The organism is bacterium, assembly GCA_016873475.1.
GTDB lineage: Bacteria > Krumholzibacteriota > Krumholzibacteriia > JACNKJ01 > JACNKJ01 > VGXI01.
Map to the genome: position 1 here is coordinate 1 of VGXI01000001.1, position 23,307 is coordinate 23,307.

Consider the following 23,307-nt stretch of genomic DNA (forward strand, 5'->3'; position numbering starts at 1 on the left):
GGGGCTGGCCGAGCGCTTCGGCTTCACCGTTGGCCAGCAGATCACCTTGCGCGGCACGATCTACCCGGGGCGATGGGATTTCACGGTGCGCGGCATCGCGCGCAGCACTTCGCCCGACCTCGACACGAACTGGCTGCTCTTCTCCTGGGACTACCTGAACGAGCGCATGGGCAACCCCGGCCTCGTCGGCGTCTACACGGTGCTGATCGACGACCCGACGCGCGCGGCGGCCGTCTCGACGGCCATCGATGCCGGCTTCGCCAACAGCGCCGCCGAGACCAAGACCGAGACCGAGAAGGCCTTCCAGCTCGGTTTCATCACGATGCTCGGCAACATCCGCCTCGTGATCTACGCCCCCGGCACCGCGATCGTGATCGCCATCCTGCTCGTCGCGATGAACACGATGATGATGGCCGCCCGCGAGCGGACGCGGGAGATCGCCATCCTCAAGGCGATCGGCTTCACGGATCGCACTGTGCTCGGTCTCGTGCTGGCCGAGTCGATGCTGCTCGGCCTGACCGGTGGCCTGCTCGGCGCCGGGCTCGCACGGGTCGTCTTCGACCTCACGGACTTCACGGCGGGCGGCTTCTTCCCTAACTTCAGCGTCACCGGCGGCACCATCGCGCGCGCCTTGGCGATCGCCGCCTTCCTCGGCCTCGTCAGCGGCGCCGTGCCCGCGCTGAGCGCGGCACGATTGAAGATCGTCGACGCCCTGCGCCACGCGGGCTAGCGCGAAAGGAGGCGCATGGCCATCCCGCTCGCCTACAACCTGCGCAACCTGCGCGTGCGCAAGGCGGCCACCCTGATGACGGCCGGGGGCATCGCGCTCGTCGTCGCCGTGCTCGTGCTGACGCTCGCGCTCGCCAGCGGCTTCCAGCGGACCCTCGTCGCCACCGGCCGCGCCGACAACCTGCACGCCCTGCGGACAGGCGCCACGAGCGAGATCGAGTCGGGGATCGCGCGCGATGTGGCCCGCGTGATGCTCGCCGACGAGGCCGTCGCTCGCCAGGCGGACGGCCAGCCGATCGCGAGCGCGGAGTGCGTCGTGCTGACCACGCTCGCGCGCCGGGGATCGCAGACGACCTCCAATGTCAGCGTGCGCGGGGTCGGGCCGGGTGCGCGGGCGCTGCGGCCGGAGCTGCGCCTGGTCGCCGGCCGCTACTTCAACGCGGGGCAGGACGAGGTGGTGGTCGGCCGCGGCGCCGCCGACCGCTTCCGCGGGGCCGGGCTCGGCGAGAGTCTGCGCTTCGGCGCCCGCGACTGGCGCGTGGTGGGCGTCTTCGAAGCCGCGGGCAGCGCCTTCGAATCCGAGATCTGGGGCGACGCCGAACTCCTGATGCCCGCCTTCGACCGCGACGGCTACTCCTCGCTCACGCTGCGCCTGGCCGATCCCGGCCGCTTCGCGACCGCGAAGGCGCGTCTGGAGGCCGACCCGCGCCTGCGCGTCGACCTGCGCCGCGAGTCGGACTTCTACGCGGCGCAGTCGCAGCAGCTCGCCGGGCTCCTGCGCGGCCTCGGCTTCTTCCTCGTCGTCGTGATGGCCTTCGGCGCCGTCTTCGGCGCGCTGAACACGATGTACGCCGCCGTCGGCGCGCGGGCAAAGGAGATCGGCACCCTGCTCGCCATCGGCTTTCGGCCCTGGCAGGTGATGACGAGCTTCCTCTTCGAGTCGCTGCTCATCTCGCTCGCGGGGGGGTTGCTCGGCTGTCTGCTCGCGCTGCCCATCCACGGCGTCTCGACGGGCACCACCAACTGGTCGAGCTTCAGCGAGGTGGCCTTCCGCTTCCGCATCACGCCGGGGATCCTGCTCACCGGGCTCATCGCTTCGCTCGCGCTCGGCCTGATCGGCGGCTGGTTCCCGGCGCGCAGCGCCGCTCGGCGCGTGATCGCCGAGGCGCTGCGCAGCTAGGCCGGTGCGGAAACGAGAAGCCCCGCCTCCCGAACGGGAGGCGGGGCGGCATCGCTTCCTAGGAGAGGAAGATCAGTACAGGCTCTTGACCGTGCCGAAGCTGGTCTCCTCGACTGCGGTCGTGCAGTCCATACCAGTGATGTCGATCGTGTAGTAGCCCATGTCGCTGGGGCTCCAGCCGTCGACGACGATGTAGTACAGAGAACCGGCGGTCACCGCGACGGGCGAACCGCTGGCGTAGGTCAGCTCGGAGACGTAGCCCGGGCAGAAGTCGTCGTTGCAGGCGATCACATTGAGGCCAGAATCCAGGACGTAGAGCTTCGTGTCATACGCAGAAGCGGCGCAGAGCGTGATCTCCAGCACGCCGTTCAGGCAGGGCACGAGGGAGTAGACGACATCAGGCGCCCCGGGCAGGTTGTAGGGGCAGACCGCATCGTAGTCGTTGCCGTAGCCGATCGTGCTGCCCGACCCCGAGAAGGGCAGGACGGTGATCGGCGTGGCAGAGGCGACCGTGTCGCCGCCCTGGCGGTCGAGCGGATGGTCGACGATGGGATAGTTGTAGGGGGTCTTCTCCGCGACGGCCGTCGCGGCGATCAGCAGCAGGCCGACCGTTAGCAAAGTAGCGAGTCTCATGGAGTCCTCCTGATTGTCTCAGTTGTTGTTCGCCTCCTGGACGGACAGATCGCTGGTCCCGATCGCCCAGCTTCGGCTCTGACTGGCTTGCGTTCCTGCCAGTGCCGACCCAATGACCGGCGTCCAAGCATGTAAGAGCATAGCATCTGGATTGCTTGCTTTGGAAGCAGGAAAGCGCAGACTCGGCGCTGCCTCCCGGAGCACCCGAGCTCCCCCGAGCCCGCCTGGGGACTGGCACCTTCCCCCGTTTCTGGAGTATTGTCGCGCTCGACTCCCGAGGCCCGCCGCCGAGGTCCAATCGCGATGCGCTGCCCCACTCGCCTGCCCGCGCTTCTCCTGCTGCTCCTCCTACCGGCCGCCTCCTGCTCGGAGGAGACCGTGGGCGGCGGCGAGCCGGCGGCCGTCTGGACCGTTCGCGTGCTGGCGAGCTATCCCCACGATCCAGCGGCATTCACGCAGGGTCTCGTCATCGCCCAAGGGCAGCTCTACGAGAGCACGGGCCTGCACGGGCAGTCGACCCTGCGCCGAGTCGAGGTCGCGACGGGGGCCGTCCTCGACGGGGTCAGCCTCGACGACGCGGACTTCGGCGAGGGCCTCGCCTACCTGCCTGACGGCGACCGCCTCGCGCAGCTCACCTGGACCTCGAACCGCGGCCTCGTCTACGCGCGCGACACGCTCGAGCAGGTGGCCGAGTTCAGCTACGCGGGCGAGGGCTGGGGTCTCGCCTTTGACCCGACTCGCCAGCGGCTGATCATGAGCGATGGCACGGCGACCCTGCGCTTCCTCGATCCGGCGAGCTTCGCCGAGCTGGGTCGCGTCGAGGTGCGCGAGGGCGGCCGGCGCGTCGGCATGCTGAACGAGCTGGAAGTCGTGGCCGGCACGCTCTACGCGAACGTGCTGCCGACGAGTCGCATCGCGCGCATCGATCCCGAGACCGGCCGCCTCGAGGCCTGGATCGACTGCAGCGCCCTGCGCCCCGCCGGCCTGCCGCCCGCCGCTGCGCTCAACGGGATCGCCTACGACCCGGCCGGGGAGCGCTTCCTGCTGACCGGAAAACTCTGGCCGACGCTCTACGCCGTCGAGTTCCTGCCGCCCAGCTCCGCGCGCTAAGCCACGCCACGGCAAGCGCTTCCCTGCCAGTCCGGGGCGCCGGAAAAAACCGGCTTGACATCATATCGAAGTGATATCACACTGTTATCGTCCCGACCGCCGAAGGGCGGTCGCCTTACCCCAGCGAGGAGGCTTCCATGTCCGCCGAACGAATCCGCGGCGCCCTTTCCGGCTACCCGATGCTGCTCGTCATGTTCGCCCTGCTGGCCGGGGCGGTCTGGAGCTTGGTCAACGCGATTCGCCTGGAGAGCTCGCCCCTGCTCCTGCTCTTCTTCCCGCTCCTCATCCTGGCCTTCCTGAGCATGGCCGGCTTCTTCGTCGTCAATCCGAACGACGCGCGCGTGCTGGTGCTCTTCGGCACCTACAAGGGAACGGTGAAGCGGAACGGCTTCTACTGGGCGAATCCCTTCTTCACCAAGCGCAAGATCACGCTGCGGGCGCGCAACCTGAACGGCGAGCGCATCAAGGTGAACGACGCGGCGGGCAACCCGATCGAGATCGCCGTCGTGCTCGTCTGGCAGGTTGCCGAGACCTACAAGGCCTGCTTCGAGGTCGACGACTACGAGCACTACGTCGTCGTCCAGAGCGAGGCGGCCGTGCGGCACATGGCCGGCGCCTACCCCTACGACACCTTCAGCGACGAGGACGACCAGGGCCTGACCCTGCGCGGCGGCAAGGACGCGGTGGCCGACGTGCTCGAGCGCGAACTCGGCGAGCGCTTCGCGCGGGCCGGCATCCAGGTGATCGAGGCCCGCATCAGCCACCTGGCCTACGCGCCGGAGATCGCCGAGGCGATGCTGCGCCGGCAGCAGGCGACGGCCGTCGTCGCCGCCCGCAGCCAGATCGTCGAGGGCGCGGTGAGCATGGTGGAGATGGCCCTGGAGCGCCTGAGCGCGCGCCACATCGTCGAGCTGGACGAGGAGCGCAAGGCCGCGATGGTGAGCAACCTGATGGTGGTTCTGTGCAGCGAGAACGCCGCGGCGCCGGTCGTCAACGCCGGCTCGCTCTACCACTAGGAGCGCCGTGCCCCCCCGCAAGAACTTTCTCTTGCGCATTCCCGAGCCGCTGTGGGAGGACCTCCAGCGCTGGGCCGCCGACGAGCTGCGCAGCGTGAACGCCCAGATCGAGTTCCTCCTGCAGCGGGCGGTGGCGGAGCGCCGGGGCGGCGCGGCGCCGCCGGCCGAGAGCGACCCGCGAGGCCCGCAGGCCCGATGACGCCCAGCCTGCTCGCGACCCGCGATCTCGCGCGCCACTACCGGCGCGGCCCGCAGACGGTGCGCGCACTGGACGGCGTCAGTTTCGAGCTGGCGCGCGGCGAGTTCCTCGCCGTGCTCGGCGCCTCGGGCTCGGGCAAGTCGACGCTGCTCAATCTGCTCGCCGGACTCGACACGCCCAGCGCCGGCGAGATTGCGCTCGAGGGCCGCCGTTTGGACGGGCTCTCGCGCCGCGAGCTGGCTGCCTACCGGTCCGAGCGCGTGGGGATGATCTTCCAGGCCTTCAACCTGCTGCCCCAGTACACGGCGCTCGAGAACGTCGCGCTCGCCCTCCTCTTCGGCCGCCGCGCCGCCCGCGAGCGGCGCGCCGCCGCGGGGGCGATGCTCGAGCGCCTGGGCCTCGGCGATCGCCTCGAGCACCGCCCCGGCGATCTCTCGGGCGGCGAGCAGCAGCGCGTGGCCGTGGCGCGCGCGCTCGTCAAGCGGCCGGAGATCCTCTTCGCCGACGAGCCGACCGGCAATCTCGACCGCGAGAACAGCGAACAGCTCGGCCGGCTGCTGGGCGAACTGGTGGCCGGGGGGCAGACCCTCGTCCTCGTCACGCACGACCGCGCGCTGGCCGAGCGCCTCGCCCAGCGATTGCTGCGGCTGGACTACGGCCGCATCGCCGAGGTCTGGCAGCCCGTCCGCGAGGCGAGGCCATGACCCTCGGCGATGCGCTCGGCATGGCTGCCGGCAACCTGCGCCGCCTGAAGTTGCGTGCGGGGCTGACGATGGCCGGTGTCGTCATCGCCGTGGGGGCGATGGTGGCGATGCTCTCCTTCGGGGCGGGCAACCACCGCTTGGGGGCGAGTCAGGCCGAGCGCCTCGGCCTTCTGAACACGGTGCAGGTCACGCCGAGCAGCCCGCGGGACAGCCTGCAATCGCCGCCCCTGGACGCGGCCGCCCTCGCCCGCCTCGCGGCCCTCCCCGGCGTGCGGCTTGCCTATCCGCTGGACGCCTTCACGCTCACGCTCGCGCGGGGCGAGGGCGCCCTGCCGATCGAAGCGCAGGCGCTGCCGGAGGCCGCGCTCGCGACGCGCCTCTTCTCCCAGCTGCGCGCCGGCGAGGCCCTGCGGGGCGTGCCGGGCGAGGTCCTCGTCACGGACGCCTTCCTGAGCGCCCTCGACCTGCCCTTCGGCGAGGCCACCGCCGTGGTCGGGGACAGCCTCTTCGTGAGCCTCACCGTGGCGAGCGTGGACAGCGGCCTCGCGCAGGCGCTGGCGAGCGGGGAGGGCGGCCTCTTCGGCCTCGCCGCCCGGCTGCCTGCAGACAGCCTCCGCGATTCCGCCGCGCGGCGCCGCCTGCTGAGCCGCGAGTTGGGCGCCGCGGCCGGCCGCTTCGTTGGCGGCTACCTGGCGGGGACTGTCCTGCGCGACACCCTCGTCGTGCGCGGCGTCCTGGAGGGCACGCAGTCCAACCGGCTGCGCGTGAAGCCGATCCTCCTGCAGCCAGCCGACGCCCTCCGCTTCAACGCCGCCGGCCCGCCCGCCAATCCGCTCGCGCTCGTCACCGCGCTGCAGTCGGGCCAGCTCTTCGCCGCCAGGCCGGACACGGGACGCGGCTATCCCGCCGTCACCCTGGACCTCGATCCCTACGCGCCCTACGCGGTCGTGCGCGACAGCCTGCGCGCCATGGGCTACCAAGTCTTCAGCTACGCAGACCAGCTCGCCGACATCCGGCGCGCCTTCGTGATCTTCGACCTTGGGCTGCTCGCCATCGCGCTCGTCGCCCTCGTCACGGCGGCGCTCGGCGTCGTCAACACGCTGCTGATGGCGATCAGCGAGCGGCGCCGCGAGATCGGCGTGCTCAAGGCCCTCGGCGCGGACGAGCGCGAGATTCGCTGGCTCTTCCTCGTCGAGTCCGGGCTGATGGGCCTGATCGGCTCGATCGGCGGCATCCTGCTGGGCTGGCTGGTGGCGCGCGGCGCCTCGGCCGCGGCCAAGCTCATCATGCAGCGCCAGGGCCTGCCACCGCTGGAGCTCTTCGCCACCCCGCTCTGGCTGGTCGCGGGCGCGCTCGCCTTTGGCCTCGCGATCAGCCTCGTTGCCGGCCTGATGCCCGCCGCCCGCGCCGCCCGCGTGGATGCGGTCGAGGCCCTGCGCGGCGAGTGACGGCGCCTGCCGGCCTGGATCCGGGCGAGCCGGCCTGCCCTAGCGCTGGCGCGGCGCCACCAGCGCGTGCGTCAGTTCGCGCCGCGGCGAGGCGAGGCGCAGGCTCCGGTAGAAGTCCGCGCGCTCGAGCAGCTCGCCCGCGGCGATCAGTGCCAGCATGAGCGGCGCCGCCGGCGGGCGGCCTGCGGCGAGCAGCGCTGCGGGCGCGAGGATCCCCAGCCCCACGCGGGCGAGCGCGAGGGGCGCCCAAGGCCGCGGCTCGCCGGCCCGGCGGGCGATCCAGAAGACGAGCTTGATCGCGAGCAGTGCGGCCAGCGGCCAGGCCCAGCCGCGCAGCGCCGCGGTGTAGACGAGCGCCGTCGGCAAGGCCTCGGCGCCATGCAGGCCGCCGAGGCCGCGCCGCGGCAGCGCGACGTCGTAGAGCCGGTCCATCGCGTACAGCGCGGCCAGTCCCGCGAGGGCCCCCGCGAGGCCGATCGCGTAGGGCGCCTCGGGCAGGAAGGCGAGCGGCAGCGCGCCGGCGAGGGCGACGAAGAGCGCGAAGGCGAGGATCTCGCGGCTGAGCCAGGAGTGCCCGCTGCCGGCCAGCGCGCGCCAGGCGCGCAGGGGGCGGCCGAGGTGCGCGGCGCTGAGCGCCATGGCCAGCAGGCCCCCGATCAGGATCGGCCACGGCCGATCGAGCCGGCAGGGCGGCAGCGTGTCCAGCTTGAGCGCCACCAGGAAGGGCGCCGCCCAGGTGAAGAGGACCAGCGGCCACTCCTCGCGCAGGGAGAGGCTGCGGCCGCCGTCCTCGGGTGGCCCGGGCGGCGCGGCGAAGGCGCCGCCGGGAGGCGGCGGCAGATCCGGGAGCGGGCCATGGGCGCCGGGGCGCAAGGGAATCAGACGCAGCCGCGGACCCGCCGCTGAGGGGGGGAAGCCGGTGAGAGCCGCCACGGCGCCGCCCCCTGCGATCTCGGCCAGCGGACCCGCCGCGAGGGCGCCCGTGGGGCAGCTCGTCACGCAGGCCGGAGCGCGACCCTCGCCGAGGCGTGGCGCGCAGAGCGTGCACTTGCCCATCGTGCGCGTTCTGGTGTCGAAGCGCGGCGCGTCGAAGGGGCAGGCCCAGCTGCAGTAGCGGCAGCCGATGCAGCGCTCCGCTTGGATGAGCAGGGCGCCCGTCGCCGCGTCGCGGCGGTAGGCGTTCGCCGGGCAGGCCGTCGCACAGGGCGACTCGTCGCAGTGATTGCAGGCCAACGAGAGATGGAAGGCCGGCAGGCCGGCGAGGCCTTCGGGGTTGAAGTCTTCCACGCGCCGCCAGGCGCCCTGCGCCGGCAGCTCGTTCTCGAGAATGCAGGCCAGGGCGCAGGCCTGGCAGCCCGTGCAGCGATTGAGGTCGAGGCGGAAGCCGGTCTGAGGGGCGCCAGGCGGGTGCGCGCGCGTGTTCATCGCCGAGCCCGCTCCACCTGCACGCGGTTCTCGTGGAAGGCGGCGCCGTGGCCGAGGTCCGTCTCGCGGCCGGCCGAGAGCAGGTTGACGCCGCCGCCCTCGGCGCGCTGCCAGCCGTTGTGGGCGAGCACGCTGCCGGCGAGCAGGCGCGCGTCCAGGTGCGCGGCGAGCGTCAGCGTGCCGCGGGCGTTGAAGACGCGCACCGCGTCGCCCTCCTCGATGCCGCGCGCGGCGGCGTCGGCGGGAGCGAGGTGCAGGCGCGGCGCCGGATCCAGGGCGCGGATCAGCGCGAGCTGCCCGAACTGCGAGTGGATGCGGTTCTTCGTGTTGGGCGTCATGAGGAGCAGCGGGTAGTCGCGTGCGGTTGCGGCGTCCGCGCCCGCCTCGGGACCGGCGAGATGCTGCGGCAGCGGATCGACGCCCCAGCGCCGCGCCGCCTCTTCCGAGTAGAGCTCGACGCGGCCGGAGGGCGTGGGGAAGCGGCGGTCCGCGAAGGCCACCTCGGCGAACTCGGGCGAGAGCACGGGTCCCGCCTTGAGATCCGCCAGCTCGAGACCGGGGAAGGGAGCGAGGCGGCGCGCGAGCCAGGCGTCCACGTCCGCTTCGTCCGGGATCTCGGCGTCGACCGCGGCCTGCGGCAGATCCAGGCGCGCGGCGAGTTGGCGGTAGATCCAGGTCTCGGGCCGCGCCTCGCCGGGCGGCGCGAGCAGCTTGGGCCGGTACTGGAGGTAGGGGTGCCAGTAGGCGCCGATCACGTCCGCCTGTTCGAGGAAGCACTTCGCGGGCAACACGAGGTCGGCCTCGCGCGCGGTGTCCGTGAGCGTCTCCTCGACGACGACGCGGAAGTCGAGGGCGCGAAAGGCGGCCAGCACGCGGTTCGTGTCGGGGTTCTGGCTGAGCGGATTGCCGCGCTCCACCCAGGCGAAGCGCAGCGGCGGCTCGCGCTGCGCGAGCATGTCCTCGCCCAGGCGCGCGGTGGAGACGCTCACGCGCAGCGGCCCGTCTTCACCGCTCGGGGGCGGGTAGGCGGCCTCGGGATCCTTCGTCCCGAAGATGTTCGCCTGGAGATTGGCGAACTGCCAGCCGCCGCCGGCGAGGCCGAGGTTGCCGGTGATCGCCGGCAGGGCGATCAGCGCGCGCATCGCCTGGCCGCTGTGGGCATAGCGCTGCATGCCGAAGCCCGCGATCAGGGTCGCGGGCCGCCGCGCCATGAAGCGCTCGGCGAGGGCCGCGATCTCGGCCTCGCCGAGGCCGCAGGTCCGCGCCGCGCGGGCGAGTGGCCACTCGGCGGCGCGCGCGGCGAAGGGCGCGAAGCCGAGCACGTGCCGGTCGATGAACTCGCGATCGACGGCGCCGCGCTCGATGAGCCGATTCGCCACGGCGAGGGCGAGCGCGCCGTCCGTGCCAGGCCGCGGCCTGAGGCAGAGGTCGGCGCGGTCGGCGGTCTCCGTGCGCCGTGGGTCGATGACCACCAATTCGGCGCCCCGCTCGCGCGCCGCGGCGACGAAGCCCATCTGGTGTACGTTCGTCTCGGCGGCGTTCTTGCCCCACAGAACGATCAGCCGCGCGTTGACCAGGTCCCAGGGCGCGCTGTGCGTGTTGGCGCCGAGGGTCAAGCGGCTGGCCTCCAGGCCCGACATCCAGCAGAGGTCGCCGTAGGTCACCGTGGCGCCGCCGAAGAGGCGCCAGAAGGCAAGGCCGGCGCCGTTCAGCAAGCCCTTCGTGCCGCTGGCCGTGTAGTAGAGAAGGCTCCGCGGACCGGGCGAGCGGCGCAGCGCAGCGAGGCGCTCGGCCAGCTCGTCGAGGGCCGCCTCCCAGGCGATGGGGACGAAGCTGCCGTCGCGCTGGCGGCGCAGCGGCCGGCGCAGGCGATCGGGGGAGTGCACGCGCTCGACGTAGGCGAGGCCCTTGAGGCAGGGTCCCTCGGCCGTGGCGCGATTGGCGGCCAGCGGCTCGACGGCGCGCAAGCGGCCGTCCTCGATGCGCAGCGAGAGGCCGCAGGTGCTGTAGCAATTGCGCGGACAGGCGCTGATCGCGGCGGGCGCTGCGGGCGGCTCGGCCACGGGGTCCTCCTCGAGGTCGGGCGGGGGTGCCGGGCAGTATGCCCAGCCGCCGCGCCCCCCGCAATGCCGGCTTCGCCGTTGCCTGTGGCGGCCGCGGGCCCTACACTGGAGCGGCCCTGCGGAATCGGTCTCGGATTCCCGATCCCCATGGAGTGAGAATGCGGGCGCTGTCGCTGTTCGTCCCGCGCTTGCTGTTGCTCTGCCTGCTTCCGCTCCTCGCGAGCGTCGCGGTGCCCGCGCTGGCCGACGCGGCCAAGACCCCCACGCCACCCGACAGCCTGCCCGGTGTCTATGCGCTGCCGTCCGTGGTGGTGACCGCCGATCCGCTCGCCCCGGCGCCGGCGCTCGGCGAGACGCGCCTGGGGGGGCCGTCCCTGCGCGAGAGGAGCGAGCCCGATGTCGCGGGCCTCGCGCCCCTGCTGCCCGCGCTGCGCCTCGGCCTCAACTCGCGCGGTGAATCGCAATTCATGCTGCGCGGCGCTTCGGAGCGCCACCTGCTGGTCAGCCAGGACGGCATTCCCCTGAACCTGGCCTGGGACGAGCGCAGCGACCTCTCCCTGCAGCCGGCCGAGGCCGTGGGAGCGGTGCGCGTCCGTCGCGGCGTGCGCAGCCTCTTGCAGGGCGCCGGCGCCCTGGCCGGCAGCCTCGAGCTGCACTCGCGGGCGGCGCCGGCGGCGGGCGGCGAGAGCGCGCTCGACCTCGGCGTCGGCGAAGCCGGCCACCTTCGCGCGGCCCTGCTGCACGGGCGCCGCCTCGGCGCCTGGGGCCTGCTCGCGAGCCTCGCCCGCACTCGCCGCGACGGCTGGCTCCGACCCGCCGGCTACCACAGCGCCTACAACGAGGCGCAGGGCCGCCTGCGCCAGAACAGCGACCTCGCGCGCGCGAGCGCATTCGTCACGCTCGATAGGCCGCTGCCCCGCGAGGGCCGCCTCGCGCTGCACCTGGGGGGCAGCCGCGTCGAGAAGGGAGTGCCACCGGAAACGCACAGCGAGGACGCGCGCTTCTGGCGTTACCCGGACAGCCAGCGCTGGCTCGGCGGCTTCGGCCTCGATCAGCCGCTGGACGCGGGGGGCGCCTGGCGGCTCGGCCTCGTCGCCGCCCTCGACGCTGCCGACACGGACATCCTCGACTACGAAGACGCCAGCTACAGCGGGCCCGCGGCGGCGATCGGCCGCGAGCTCGACGAAGACCGCACGCTGCACCTGCGCCTGCTCCTCGAGCGCCGTTTCGCGGGCGGTCGCCTCAGTCTGGCCAGTGAGCTGCGCAACGCGCGCCACAAGGAGCTGCTCCCCGGGGAAACGGACTGGCAGCGCTATGCGCAGCGCCGCATCGCGGAGACACTGGAACTGGAGTTCTCGCCGCGTCCGGCCTGGACTCTGCGCGCCGGCACGGCTTGGCTGCGCGCGTCGACGCCCGCGAGCGGCGACAAGCCGGCCCGCGATGCCGATCAGATGAGCGACTGGCTCCTGTCCCTGGGCCGCCGGCTCGATGGTGCACAGTCGCTCGAGCTGTCGCTCTCGCGCCGCGGGCGCTTCCCCGGCCTGCGCGAGCTCTACTCGGGCGCGCTGGGGAAGTTCGTCCCCAATCCGGATCTCGCGCCCGAGGCACAGACCCTCACCGAGCTGGCCTACCGCCGCGAGGGCGAGCGGCTGCGCCTGGACTGCTCGCTCTTCGCGGCGCGGCTCGCCGGCGCCATCGAGCGCATCGTCGTGAACAGCGAGACGGGCGCCTTTCAGCGCGTGAACCTCGACGCGCTGCGCAGCCTGGGGGCCGAGGCCGAGCTGGCCCTGCGCGCAGGCGCCGGAGTCGACGTGAGCATCCACTGGCTGCAGCTCGCGGCGCGCCGCCGCGTGGATGGCGACTACGAGGGCCAGGTCGAGGACCGCCCGAACTGCATCGGCGGTCTGCGCCTGGGCTGGTCTGCTCCTCGCGGCTGGCGCCTGGGCGCGGAAGCCGGCCTGCTCGGCCCGCGCTGGAGCGCCGACGCCACCGATGCGGCGGACGGCCTGCGCCGCCTGCCGGCGCAGGGCCGCCTCGCGCTGCTCGCCGCCTGGCGGCGCTACCTCGGCCGGGCCGGCCTCGAGGACCTCGAGCTGCGCCTGCGCCTGGACAATGCGCTCGACAGCATCGTCGAGTCGCAGACCGGCCTGGTCGAGCCGGGGCGCAGCCTTCAGGTCGGCCTGCGCCTGGGCCTGGGCGTCTGAGCTTCCAAGAAGGCAGACCTTGACCGGCGGGTATCTGTACTGTACGCTACCTGAACAATTCCTCTCCCGAATCCCCGGGACCTGGCAGGGCGAGGCAGGCCGGACGCTGAGCGATGGACGAAGCCGAAGCCCGACATCCAATCGCCGTGGTCATGCGGCGCACGCGCCTGAGCGCGGAGCTGCTGCGGGCCTGGGAGCGGCGCTACGGCGCCGTCCGGCCGGGCCGCGGCGCGACCGGCCGGCGCCTCTACTCCGACCTCGACATCGAGCGCCTGCGCCTGCTCAAGCAGCTCACCGAAGGGGGGCGGCGCATCGGCGAGGTGGCGGCGCTGCCGCTCGCCGCGCTGCAGGGCCTCGAACGCGAGGACATCGCCGCCCGGCTGGAGAGCGCCGCGCTCGCGCCGGCCCGGCCGGCCGGCCCGGGGCGGCCGGCGCCGGGCGAGGAGTGTGCGGCGCTGCTCGCCCGCGCCCTGGCGGCCGTGGAAGACCTCGATCCCCGCGCCCTGCAGGCCGTGCTCGGCGAGGCGAGCGTCGCGCTCAGTCCCGCGCGCCTGCGCGAGGAGTTCCTCGTGCCCTTGATGGTGCTCATCGGGCAGCGCTGGCACGAGGGCAGCCTGCGCGTGGCGCACGAGCACCTCGCCACGGCCGTCGTGCAGGGCTTCGTGACCGAACTCCAGCGGCGGCCACCCCTCTCCGAGACGGCGCCGCGCCTGGTGGCGGCCACGCTCACCGGCAGTCGCCACGAGCTCGGCGTTCTCCTGGCCTGCGCGGCCGCGGCCGAGGAGGGCTGGGACGTGGCCTACCTGGGCCCCGGGCTGCCGGCCGAGGAGATCGCGGCCGCCGCCCGCCAGCGCCGGGCCCAGGCCGTGGCGCTGGGTCTCACCCTCATCGACGACCGGGCCTTCGTTCAGAGGGAGCTGGGCCGCCTGCGCGAGCTGATCGGCCCCGGCGTCCAGCTCTACATCGGCGGCGCGGCCGCCTCCCGCCTCGGCGATGCCCTGGGGCCCAGCGGGGCGGTGGCGGTCCCGACCCTCGCGGAATTCAGCCGCCTCCTCCGTCTCAAGTCAAACTAGAAGAATAGTTTACGGCCCTGGTCAGGGCGCCGGCCTGCCCGGCGTTGCCACTGCTTATCAAACGTACAGATTTTTCCCTGACGACCTTAGGCTCTTCGTCTAGATTTTGTCCTGTACAGAGCGGCAGCAAGCAGCACCGGCGGACGCCGGAGAGCTTCTCGACCGGACCAAACGACGGAGGCCAACGATGACGAAGCACTTCCTCTTCGGGCTGACTGGCCCTTCCCTCGCGCTGATCGCCACCCCGCAGGCCCAGCCGACTGCAGGGCTCGCCGAGACCCTGAGCGGGCGCGGCCCCTTCACGCTCTTCGCGCCCACGGACGAGGCCTTCGCCAAGCGGCCCGCCGGCACGGTCGAGGCCCTGCTCAAGGATCCCGAGGCCCTGCGCGCCATCCTGCTGCACCCCGTCGTCGCTGGCACCGCTCGCGGAGGCCTTCTCGGGCAGCAGCGCCGTCCTGCTGCGCGCCCTGCACGGCTCGCCCGATGCCCCGGCCGTGGACATCGGCACGGTGAGCGGCGGCACCTTCACCGCGGTGCCCGGTCTCACCGATCTGGCCTTCGGGGACGCCTCTGCCAGCTCGGGCCTGGCCTTGCCGGCCGGTCCGATCGTGCTCGGCATCGCCGCGGCCAACGCCCCCGATCCCGTGGCCACCTTCAGCGTGGCGCCGGCTTCCGGACAGCGCCTGTTCGCGCTGGCCCTCGGCTCGCTCGCGGGCCAAGGCGAGGACTTCCGCCTGGTGCAGGTCGACACCGCGCCTGCGACCTGGTCGGCAACCTCCGTCATGCCGGGCTGAAGGCCGACGCGATCGCCAGTACTGGGCGCTTCAATCGGCAAGGGCAGGGGGCGGGCGCCGCGAGCTGCCCGCCCCTCATTTCGCCGGCGTTTCCCGCCTGGGCACTGCCACTGCTCTGTGCTAGGCTGCCCGCTTTCCACCGCGGAGGCGAGCCGCATGAACGGCGAGATCGACATCAGCTTCTGGGGCGCGGCGCGGGACGTCACCGGCAGCCGCCACCTGCTCGGCCTGGGGGCCGAGAGCATCCTCTTCGACTGCGGCCTCGTGCAGGGCAAGCGCGCCGAGGCCGACCGGGCCAACCGCGAGCTGCCCTTCAAGGCGAGCGCGGTGAAGGCCGTCCTGCTCAGCCACGCTCACATGGACCACGGCGGCAACCTGCCCAGCCTCGTCGCCCGCGGCTTCAGGGGCAAGATCCACTGCACGCGGGCCACGGCCGACCTGCTGGCCGTGATGCTCAGGGACAGCGCCCACATCCAGGCGCGCGACGCCGAGTGGCTGAACCGCCGGCGCCGGCGCGGCGAGGCGCCCGTCGAGCCGCTCTACGACCTGGCCGACGTCGAGCGCACGCTGGGTCTGATCGAGCCGCATCCCTACCGGAAGTCCTTCAGCGTGCGGCCGGGGGTGACCGCGACCTTCCGCGACGCGGGGCACATCCTGGGCAGCGCCTTCGTCGAGACGGTGATCGAACGCGGGGGCGGCCAGCGCCTGCGCCTCACCTTCTCGGGCGACCTGGGCCGGCGCTTCCTGCCCATCCTCAAGGATCCCGAGCAGCCCGAGGCCGCCGACGTGCTGATCCTGGAGAGCACCTACGGCGACCGCTTCCACGCCGACATCCGCGGCGCCGAGGAGCAGCTCGGCGCGATCGTCGGTCGCACCGCCGCGCGGGGCGGCAAGGTGATCATCCCCGCCTTCAGCGTGGGCCGCAGCCAGGAGCTCATCTACGAGCTGCACCGCCTGATCACGGCGGGGGAGATCCCCGACCTGCCGGTCTACATCGACAGCCCGCTCACGGCGAAGGCGAGCCAGGTTTTCGCCGCCCACGAGGAGTGCTTCGACGCCGAGACCTGGGCGATCCTGTCGGCGGGCGGCGATCCCTTCGGCTTCGAGCGCATGCGCTACGTGGAGAGCGTCGAGGAGTCCAAGCGCCTGAACAGCCACCGCGGGCCCTGCGTGATCATCTCCGCCTCGGGCATGTGCGAAGCCGGCCGCGTGCTGCACCACCTCGCCAACAGCGTCGAGGACCCGCGCAACACGGTGCTCATCGTCGGCTTCCAGGCGGGAAACACGCTGGGGCGGCGGCTCGAGGAGGGCGCCAAGCGCGTGCGCATCCTCGGCGAGGAGTACAAGGTGGCCGCCGAGGTCGTCGCCCTGCATGCCTACAGCGCCCACGCGGACCGGCTCGACCTGCTGCGCTTCTACGAGAACATGCGGGAGCGGCCGGGGCGCATCTTCCTGGTCCACGGCGAGGAGCGCCAGTCGGAGGCCCTGGCCGCGGCCCTGCGCGAGAAGGGCGCGGCCGCGGTGGAGGTGCCCGCCCTCGGCGATCGCTTCCGGCTCGAGTAAGGCACTTCCACTGCGCGCGCCGCCCGAAGTACCCGGCTCGAGGAGAGCGCCCGAATCCCGGCGGACCAACAAGCAGGCTCTGGGACGGCTGCACGGATGCGGGCGGGGCTGCCGCGGCAGGTGTCTACTTCGCCCGGGTGCGCTATACTGATGGGACGGTAGCCTCGCGGAAGTTCACCCTCCTGCGATAAGGAGGCGGTGATGCGTTGGAGAGAACCCTTGAGGGTAACGCTGTGCGCTCTCCTGTCGGCCGCAGTTCTGACCGGGCGAAGCCAGGCCGAGGGAAGCTGGTCGACGGAGTTCGTCGGCAATGGGCTGTGGTACAACGGCAGTTACGGATGGGGCCGGGCTGTGGCTTGGTACGACGATCGCCTTTTCGTGGGTGGCGGCTTCGACCGCGCCGGAGGACAGGTGGCGAACGGCATCGCCGCCTGGAACGGCACGGCGTGGTCACCGCTCGGATCGGGAGTCTGGGATGCGTTCAATAACGATCCTGGGACTGTCCAGGCTTTCTTGGCGCACGACGGCCAGCTCTTCGTCGGGGGCTCCTTCACCCACGCGGGCGGGGTCCAGGCCCAGAATCTCGCCAAGTGGTATCCCCCCGATCACTGGCTGGCCGCCGGCAATATCAACGGCACCGTGACCTGCATGACCGAGTACAACGGCGATCTCATCGTGGGCGGTGGCTTCGACCATGTCGATTGGGACGGCGAGTGGCTGTACACGGGGAACGTCGCCGGCCTGGGCCCCTCCGGCTGGTACCCCATCGCGGGGTACGGCGGCTCCAGCGGCGTCATCGACCTGGCCGTCTGGAACGGCCAGCTCGTTGCGGGGGGCGACTTCCACGGCATGCAGGGCAACTACGACCTCGATTACCTCGCCCGCTGGGACGGCAGCACCTGGAGTTCCTTCTCGGCCTCGGGCAATGACGAGATCGACGGGTTCGTGAAGGCCATTGTAGTCTTTCAGGGGGAGCTCTACATCGGCGGCAGCTTCTGGACCATCGGCGGCAAGCCCGTCGAGAAGATGGCGCGCTGGGACGGTGTCGAGTGGCAGCCCGTCGGCGAGGAGGTCTGGTCGGCGCTCATTCTCGGGAGTGGCGTGAGCAGCTTCGCCATCTACAATGGCGCGCTCTTTGTCGGCGGCAGTTTCCGCCTCGGCGCCCCCTGGTGGACCGACGGCATCATGCGCTGGGACGGCGCAAGCTGGTCTACTTGCGGCGCGGGCTTGAGCAACTCCGCTCTAGTCATCGACCTCGAGAGAGTCGACGATGGTGTCTCGGAGAAGCTGTATGCGGCCGGTGTCTTCTCCCTGGCGGATGGGTACATCGACAGCAGGGGGATTGCAGCCTGGATCGAGACGCCCGTGACCGCCGTCGCGGAAGCCGGTGTCCCTCGCGGGGTCACCCTGCACCCGAGCAGCCCGAATCCTTTCAATGCGCAGACCCGTGTCGCATTCACCCTCGAGGAGGAGACCTGGCTCAAGGTAGACCTGCTGGATGTTCTCGGCCGGTTGGTTGCGACCCTGACGGAGGGCCTGCATGGCCCTGGAGAGCAGACCTTCGATTGGCAGGGTCGGGACAACCGGGGCAATGAGCTGCCCTCGGGCATCTATCTGCTGCGGCTGAGCAGCCCCGCGGGGGCGCAGCTCCAGAAGCTCGTCCTCGCCAAGTGAGGAGGCCTGGCTCAGCGAGCCACCGGCTCAGATCGACCGCCCTCGCAGGGGCGGCACGACCCGACGACTCGTGCGGCGGCGGCTCCGATTCAGCGCAATAGCGTCAGGCGCCGGCTCTCCACTTTGCCCTCGCTGATCAAGCGGGCGAAGTAGACCCCGCTCGGCAGCTCGCGACCGCTGTCGCTGCGGCCGTCCCAGACGAGGCGCTGCGGACCGGCCGGCAGGCGTCCCGCCTGGAGATGCCGCAGCGCGCGCCCCGCCGCATCGACGATGACGAGCCGCGCCTCGCCCGCCGCGGGCAGCGTGAAGCTGAGCGTCGTCTGCGGGTTGAAGGGGTTCGGGTAGTTCGCCAGCCCGAAGCCGGCTGCGGGAGCCTCGGCCACCGCCGTCAGGCCGTCCGTCGCGAAGTCCCAGATGCCCCGCCCGTAGGTGCCGAAGCGCATGACGCCGATGGCCGGCACGGCCTCCACGCTCCAGAAGAGCGTCAGCGGCGCGCCGGCGCCGATGTACTGCCAGCTCGCGCCGCCGGCCGGCAGCAGGTAGGGGCCGGCCTCCGTGGCCGCGTAGAGCGTCTCGCTGGCCGGGCTCTCGGCGGCGAGCATGTAGACCAGCGTGGCCGGCAGGCCCTCGCCCGCGGGCGTCCAGTTCAGGCCGCCGTCGTCGCTGCGGTAGACGGCGGGGCCGCTGTAGCCGCTGCCGCCCAGCCAGGCGCGCTGGGTCGAGAGCGGCGAGAAGGCGATCCCCGTGCCGTGGAAGTAGTGCGAGGATGGCCCCTGATCGTCGGAGTGCTGCCAGCTGGCGCCGCGGTCGTGGCTGTACCAGATCTCGCCGGTGTCCGTGACGGCGAGCCGGCGGTCCAGATCCAGCGGCGAGATCGCGAAGGCGCTGAGATAGCTGCCGCCGTACGCCGTGAAGTTCTGCGCGTGATTGGTATAGCTGACGTTGTTGCCTCCGAGCCAGCGGCCGCGGTAGAGGTACTGCCCGCAGAAGTAGTAGGCCTGCAGGTCCTCGGGATCGGCGACGATGGGCGGCAGCCACAGGTGGCTCGAGCCGGCGGGGAAGTCGAGGTAGTGGAGCCCGGGCGCGGTCTCGCCCTGCTGCACCAGCGTGAAGCCCGGGTAGACCGAGAAGACGATGCTGTGCGTCCCGTTGCCGGAGGTGAGGTGGCCGTAGTCGCCGCTGATGAGCTGGGCGAAGTCGGCGATGGGGTCGCGCAGGCCGTCCGCCCACTGGTAGCCCTGATCCTGGCTGCCGGCCGCGATGCGGTAGGGATCGTTCACGCTGGTGAGGACGTCGTAGTACTGACTGACGCCGAGCCCGTGGAGCGAGAGGTTGGTCACCGAGGCCATGCGGTCGTCGCTGCGGTAGATGCCGCCGTCCGTGCAGGGGAACCAGCGCTCGCCGAGGCCGGGGATGTTGAACACCTCCAGGCCCGGGTTGTCGGCATGGAGCTTGTGCAAGGGGTTGCCGTAGTACTCGCCCCAGCCGTTGACCTTCGTGAAGCTGCCGCCGCCGTTCGTGCTCCGCCAGGCCTCGACACCGGCGTAGACGACGATGTCGGGGTTAGTGATCGAGCAGTTGAGCGTCTCCCACCAGTCGTCCAGCTCGGCGCGGTAGGCCCAGTTGAGACCGCCGTCGGTGCTGCGCCAGAGCTCCCAGTTGTTGGCAATCCGCGCCGCCGCGTAGAAGGTCGGCGCGCCGGCCTCCGAACCCGCGAGGATCACCTTGCCCGGGTAGCTGGGCAAGTTGCCCAGGGGCGTCCAGGTGGCGCCCTGGTTCGTGCTCCGGTAGAGCGTGCGGCTGACCATCAGGTAGAGGTCGCTGCCGTCGAGGCGGTCGAGCCAGAAGTCGGCGACGCTGTTGTTCGTGTGGTTGATCAGCGTGTAGCTGCGGCCGGCATTCTCCGAGCGGTAGAGCTCTGTGCCCTGGCCCTGCGAAGCGAGCAGCAGGTAGACGCGATTCGCGTTGCCCGGATCGCGCATCACGCGCGTGGCGAGCTGGGGCACGGCCGGCAGACCGGCGGGGAGCTGCCAGGTCGCGCCCTGATCCACGCTGTAGCGGACGACCGCGCTCGTGGAGAGCACGGTGATCACCTCGGGGTTCGTCCCGGCAACGGCGACGCCGCCGCGCACGCCGCCGTAGAGATTGTCCGAGAGGGGGCGCCAGCCGTTGCCCCAGAGGTCGCCCTTCCAGAGGCCGCCCAGGTCCGAGCCGGCGTAGAGGCTGTCGCCGGCCACCGAGATGGCCGCGCAGTGCATGCGGCCCGCCTGGTTGCGGCTGCCGATTTCTGTCCAGGTCGCCACCCGTCGGCCGGCGGCCGCGTGCCGGGCCTCGCGAGCGCGGCCGTTGGAGGCTTCGATCGTCCGCCAGTCCGTGCCGGGCGCGGCGCGGTGCATCTGCTCCATCCAGGCGCGGCGGCCCTTGCGGTTCAGGCGCTCGGCGTCCTCGTCGAGGCGGTGCTCGGTGGGCATCGGCAGCGCGCGCGAGCCGCTCGGCCACAGGCGCAGCTGCCAGGCGAAGGCGAGCGCAAGGGCGGCGCTCAGGGCGAGGGCGAAGCGCGGCAACGCGGTCGGGAGGCGGCGCGGCACGGCGGGCTCCTTCGTCGGTGGTCGGCAGACCCGACCAGTATAGCAGAAGGCGACCTGGGCTTGCGGGGCGAGCCTAGGCCCGGCGCATTGTCTTGCCAAGCCGAATCCATTGGGCTAAGCCTAGGCGCGTTGCCAACCTGCCCGAGGTGGCCCGGTGCTTTCCTTGCGCGCCCCGCTGCTCCTGGCGCTGGTCGCCCTCGCCGCTGCCGCGGCGGCGCCGGCCTGGGGCCTGCCGAGCCTGCTCCCCGCGGCGGGGAGCTACGGCGAGCCCGGCTGGGGCTGGACCCTGCTCTTCGGCCTCGCCGGCGGCCTCGGCCTCTTCCTGTTCGGCATGGACATGCTCAGCGGCTCGCTGCAGCGCTCGGCGGGCCGCCGCCTGCGCGCCGTGCTGGGCACCCTCACGCGCAACCGCGTCCTCGGCCTGGCCGCGGGCGCCTTCGTCACCGTGCTCGTCCAGAGTTCGAGCGCGACGACGGTGTTGCTCGTCAGCTTCGTCCAGGCCGGCCTGATCAGCTTCGCGCAGTCGCTGGGGGTGATCCTCGGCGCCGACATCGGCACCACGGTCACGGCGCAGCTCATCGCCTTCCGGCTCACGCACTACGCGCTGTTGCTCATCGCCCTCGGCTTCGGCCTGCGCGCGCTGGCCAAGCGCCCCGGCCTGCGCCACGCCGGCGAGGTGATGCTCGGCGCGGGCCTGCTCTTCTACGGCATGCACGTGATGGCCCAGGCGATGGCGCCGCTGCGCGAACACCCCGCCTTTCCCATCGTGCTGCGCGGGCTCGAGCACCCGGTGGCGGGCATCCTCGTCGGCACCCTGCTGACGGCCCTCATCCACAGCAGCGCCGCCTTCCTCGGCCTGCTCATCGTGCTCGCGCAGCAGGGGCTGATCAGCCTGGAGGCGGGCATCCCGCTCATCTTCGGCGCCAACATCGGCACCTGCGTGACGGCCGTCACCGCGAGCCTGCGCGCGGGGCGGGCGGCCAAGCGGGTCGCCCTGGCGCACACCCTCTTCAAGGTGCTGGGCGTGCTGCTCGTCATCGCCTGGATCCCGGCCTTCGCCGATCTCGTGCGCGGCATCTCGCCGAGTGCCGCCCCCGGCGCGACGGGCGCCGAGCTGGCGGGCGTCCTGCCGCGGCAGATCGCCAACGCGCACAGCGTGTTCAACGTCGGGCTCGCGCTCGTCTTCCTGCCCTTCACGGGCCTCTGTGCCCGCGCGCTCCTGCGCCTCCTGCCCGACAAGCCGGAGCTGCTGCCCGAGCGCCTGCGCGCCCGCCACCTCGAGCCGAGCGTGCTCGGCACGCCCGTGCTGGCGCTCAGCCTGGCCAAGGTGGAGATCCTCGGCCTGGGCCAGCTCGTCAAGCGGATGACGGAGGAGATCATCGATCCCCTGTGCGGCGAGCGCCCGGAGGTGCTCGACACGCTCGACGAGGAGGAGCACCGCGTCGACGCCCTCGACGAGCAGATCACGGCCTACCTGCTCGAGATCGGCCGCCGCAATCTGAGCCCCGAGCAGACCGAGGAAGTCTACCTGATGCTCCATGTCAGCAAGCTCTTCGAGCTCAGCTCGGACGTCATCTACCGCGAGCTGCGGCCGCTCGCGCGGCACAAGCTCGAAGCCGGCCTCGCCTTCTCGCCCGCCGGCGCCGAGCAGGTGCGCGACTACCACCTGCGCGTGGTCAAGCAGATCTCCCGCGCCATCGAGGCCTTCCGCGAGGGCAGCCTGAGCCAGGCCGAGCGCATGACGCGCAAGCAGGCGAAGTACGTCGCCCTCGAGGAGAGCTACCGCCGGGCGCACTTCGAGCGCGTGCGGGGCGAGGTCGTGGATGCGGTCGCGAGCAGCGAGATCCACATCGCCGTCATGGACGCCCTGCGCAAGCTGAACAGCCACTCGACGGACATCGCCCGCGCCATGCTCGCCCGCTACCGCGCCGGCGAGGGTCCCGCGGCGAGCGCCCCGCTGCCGCCCCCGGAGCGCGCCTGATGCCGCGCGCGGCGATCGACGTCGGCAGCAACTCGGTCAAGCTCGTCCTCGCCGACGACCTGGCGACGCCGCTGCTCGATCGCGTGGCGGTCACGGGTCTCGGCGAGGGGCTGGGTCGCACGGGCCGCCTCGCCGAGCCGGCGATGGCCCGCACCCTGGACGCCCTCGCCGCGCTCGTCGCTGAGGCGCGCGCCCGCGGGGCCGGCGACTTCGCGGCCGTCGGCACGGCCGCCCTGCGCGCGGCGGCCAACGCCGACGAGTTCTGCGCGCGTGCCCGCGCGCGCTGCGGCATCGCGATCGCCGTCATCCCGGGCGAGGAGGAGGCGCGCCTGGCCTTCCTCGCCGCGCGCTCGGGGGCCGGGGCGCCGGCGGGGCCCTGCCTCGTCGTCGACATTGGGGGCGGCAGCACGGAGTTCATCTTCGGCAAGGGCAAGGGCGAGGGCGATGCGATGGGCGAGCGCTTCAGCCTGCCGCTGGGCTGCCTGCGCGCCACCGAGGAGTTCCAGCGCAGCGATCCGGCGCCGCCCGCGGTCCTGGCCGCGATGGCGACGGCTTTCGCCGCCGCCCTCGCGCCACTGGCCCCGGGGGCGGGCGCCCTCATCGGCATCGGCGGCACCTTCAGCAGCCTCGGCACCGTGGCGCTCGGCGCGCCGGACTGGGACCCGCGCCGCGTCGAGGGCCTGGAGCTCTCGCGCGCCGAGGTGGAGCGGCAACTCGCGCTCTACCAGCGGCTGCGCATTGCCGAGCGGGCGGCTCTGCCCGGCTTGATGCCCGAGCGGGCGCCGGTGATCCTGGCGGGGGCGGCCATCGCGCTGGCCGTCATGCGCCGGCGCGGGGCCGAGCGCCTGCGCCTGAGCAGCCGCGCCCTGCGCCACGGGCTCTGGCTGGCCCGCTGGGGGCGGAGCGCCTAGCCTCGCCGTCTT

Annotated in this window: 18 protein-coding genes and 1 pseudogene; 15 read left to right on the forward strand and 4 right to left on the reverse strand. The window is 72.4% G+C overall.

The features are described from left to right. Nucleotides 1-730, forward strand: a 730-nt coding sequence (locus FJ251_00005) for an FtsX-like permease family protein (GenBank protein ID MBM4116125.1), incomplete at its 5' end; no start/stop codon positions are given. Nucleotides 731-745: 15 nt separating this feature from the next. After that, the gene (locus FJ251_00010) at nucleotides 746-1,909 is read left to right on the forward strand and encodes an ABC transporter permease (GenBank protein ID MBM4116126.1); all 1,164 of its coding nucleotides are present in this window, start codon (nucleotides 746-748) and stop codon (nucleotides 1,907-1,909) included. A 72-nt stretch (nucleotides 1,910-1,981) separates the two neighbouring features. Here the strand turns inward: FJ251_00010 and FJ251_00015 are convergent, their stop codons facing one another. Next, on the reverse strand, nucleotides 1,982-2,542 hold the full coding sequence (locus tag FJ251_00015) for a hypothetical protein (GenBank protein ID MBM4116127.1): 561 nt from the start codon (nucleotides 2,540-2,542) through the stop codon (nucleotides 1,982-1,984). 303 nt (nucleotides 2,543-2,845) lie between these two features. On the opposite strand from FJ251_00015, the gene FJ251_00020 reads away from it, so the two are divergent. From FJ251_00020 to FJ251_00040, 5 genes are all read left to right on the forward strand, one after another. Continuing rightward, on the forward strand, nucleotides 2,846-3,652 hold the full coding sequence (locus FJ251_00020; GenBank protein ID MBM4116128.1) for a glutaminyl-peptide cyclotransferase: 807 nt from the start codon (nucleotides 2,846-2,848) through the stop codon (nucleotides 3,650-3,652). Nucleotides 3,653-3,789: 137 nt separating this feature from the next. Further along, on the forward strand, nucleotides 3,790-4,668 hold the full coding sequence (locus FJ251_00025; GenBank protein MBM4116129.1) for an SPFH domain-containing protein: 879 nt from the start codon (nucleotides 3,790-3,792) through the stop codon (nucleotides 4,666-4,668). A 7-nt stretch (nucleotides 4,669-4,675) separates the two neighbouring features. Then, the gene (locus FJ251_00030) at nucleotides 4,676-4,867 is read left to right on the forward strand and encodes a hypothetical protein (GenBank protein ID MBM4116130.1); all 192 of its coding nucleotides are present in this window, start codon (nucleotides 4,676-4,678) and stop codon (nucleotides 4,865-4,867) included. Beyond that, on the forward strand, nucleotides 4,864-5,571 hold the full coding sequence (locus FJ251_00035; protein ID MBM4116131.1) for an ABC transporter ATP-binding protein: 708 nt from the start codon (nucleotides 4,864-4,866) through the stop codon (nucleotides 5,569-5,571). The genes FJ251_00030 and FJ251_00035 overlap by 4 nt, the downstream gene beginning before the upstream one ends. Continuing rightward, nucleotides 5,568-7,019, forward strand: coding sequence for an ABC transporter permease (locus FJ251_00040; GenBank protein MBM4116132.1), 1,452 nt, complete (start codon nucleotides 5,568-5,570; stop codon nucleotides 7,017-7,019). Before FJ251_00035 ends, FJ251_00040 begins: the two co-directional genes overlap by 4 nt. Nucleotides 7,020-7,058: 39 nt before the next feature. Here the strand turns inward: FJ251_00040 and FJ251_00045 are convergent, their stop codons facing one another. Both FJ251_00045 and FJ251_00050 read right to left on the reverse strand, forming a co-directional pair. Continuing rightward, nucleotides 7,059-8,444 (reverse strand): hypothetical protein, encoded by a 1,386-nt coding sequence (locus tag FJ251_00045; protein MBM4116133.1) that lies wholly within the window; start codon nucleotides 8,442-8,444, stop codon nucleotides 7,059-7,061. After that, complete coding sequence (locus FJ251_00050; GenBank protein MBM4116134.1) at nucleotides 8,441-10,777, reverse strand: hypothetical protein; 2,337 nt, start codon at nucleotides 10,775-10,777, stop codon at nucleotides 8,441-8,443. The genes FJ251_00045 and FJ251_00050 overlap by 4 nt, the downstream gene beginning before the upstream one ends. Between FJ251_00050 and FJ251_00055 the strand changes: the two genes are divergently transcribed. From FJ251_00055 to FJ251_00080, 6 genes and pseudogenes are all read left to right on the forward strand, one after another. Continuing rightward, nucleotides 10,546-12,711 (forward strand): TonB-dependent receptor, encoded by a 2,166-nt coding sequence (locus FJ251_00055; protein MBM4116135.1) that lies wholly within the window; start codon nucleotides 10,546-10,548, stop codon nucleotides 12,709-12,711. The genes FJ251_00050 and FJ251_00055 overlap by 232 nt on opposite strands. Before the next feature lie 113 nt (nucleotides 12,712-12,824). After that, a complete protein-coding gene (locus FJ251_00060) occupies nucleotides 12,825-13,784 on the forward strand; it encodes a MerR family transcriptional regulator (GenBank protein MBM4116136.1) in 960 nt (319 codons plus the stop codon). 187 nt (nucleotides 13,785-13,971) lie between these two features. Next, a pseudogene (locus tag FJ251_00065) lies at nucleotides 13,972-14,202 on the forward strand (fasciclin domain-containing protein). A gap of 76 nt (nucleotides 14,203-14,278) precedes the next feature. Continuing rightward, on the forward strand, nucleotides 14,279-14,578 hold the full coding sequence (locus FJ251_00070; protein ID MBM4116137.1) for a hypothetical protein: 300 nt from the start codon (nucleotides 14,279-14,281) through the stop codon (nucleotides 14,576-14,578). A 168-nt stretch (nucleotides 14,579-14,746) separates the two neighbouring features. Next, a complete protein-coding gene (locus FJ251_00075) occupies nucleotides 14,747-16,141 on the forward strand; it encodes an MBL fold metallo-hydrolase (GenBank protein MBM4116138.1) in 1,395 nt (464 codons plus the stop codon). Nucleotides 16,142-16,342: 201 nt separating this feature from the next. After that, nucleotides 16,343-17,815, forward strand: a complete 1,473-nt coding sequence (locus tag FJ251_00080) for a T9SS type A sorting domain-containing protein (protein ID MBM4116139.1) — start codon at nucleotides 16,343-16,345, stop codon at nucleotides 17,813-17,815. Nucleotides 17,816-17,904: 89 nt separating this feature from the next. On the opposite strand, the gene FJ251_00085 is transcribed toward FJ251_00080, so the two are convergent. Further along, entirely contained in the window at nucleotides 17,905-20,403 is a 2,499-nt protein-coding gene (locus FJ251_00085) for a T9SS type A sorting domain-containing protein (GenBank protein MBM4116140.1), read from the reverse strand. Nucleotides 20,404-20,557: 154 nt separating this feature from the next. Here FJ251_00085 and FJ251_00090 point away from each other — a divergent pair, with 154 nt between their 5' ends. Continuing rightward, entirely contained in the window at nucleotides 20,558-22,384 is a 1,827-nt protein-coding gene (locus FJ251_00090) for a Na/Pi cotransporter family protein (GenBank protein MBM4116141.1), read from the forward strand. After that, the gene (locus FJ251_00095) at nucleotides 22,384-23,295 is read left to right on the forward strand and encodes a Ppx/GppA family phosphatase (GenBank protein ID MBM4116142.1); all 912 of its coding nucleotides are present in this window, start codon (nucleotides 22,384-22,386) and stop codon (nucleotides 23,293-23,295) included. Before FJ251_00090 ends, FJ251_00095 begins: the two co-directional genes overlap by 1 nt. Nucleotides 23,296-23,307: the final 12 nt, after the last annotated feature.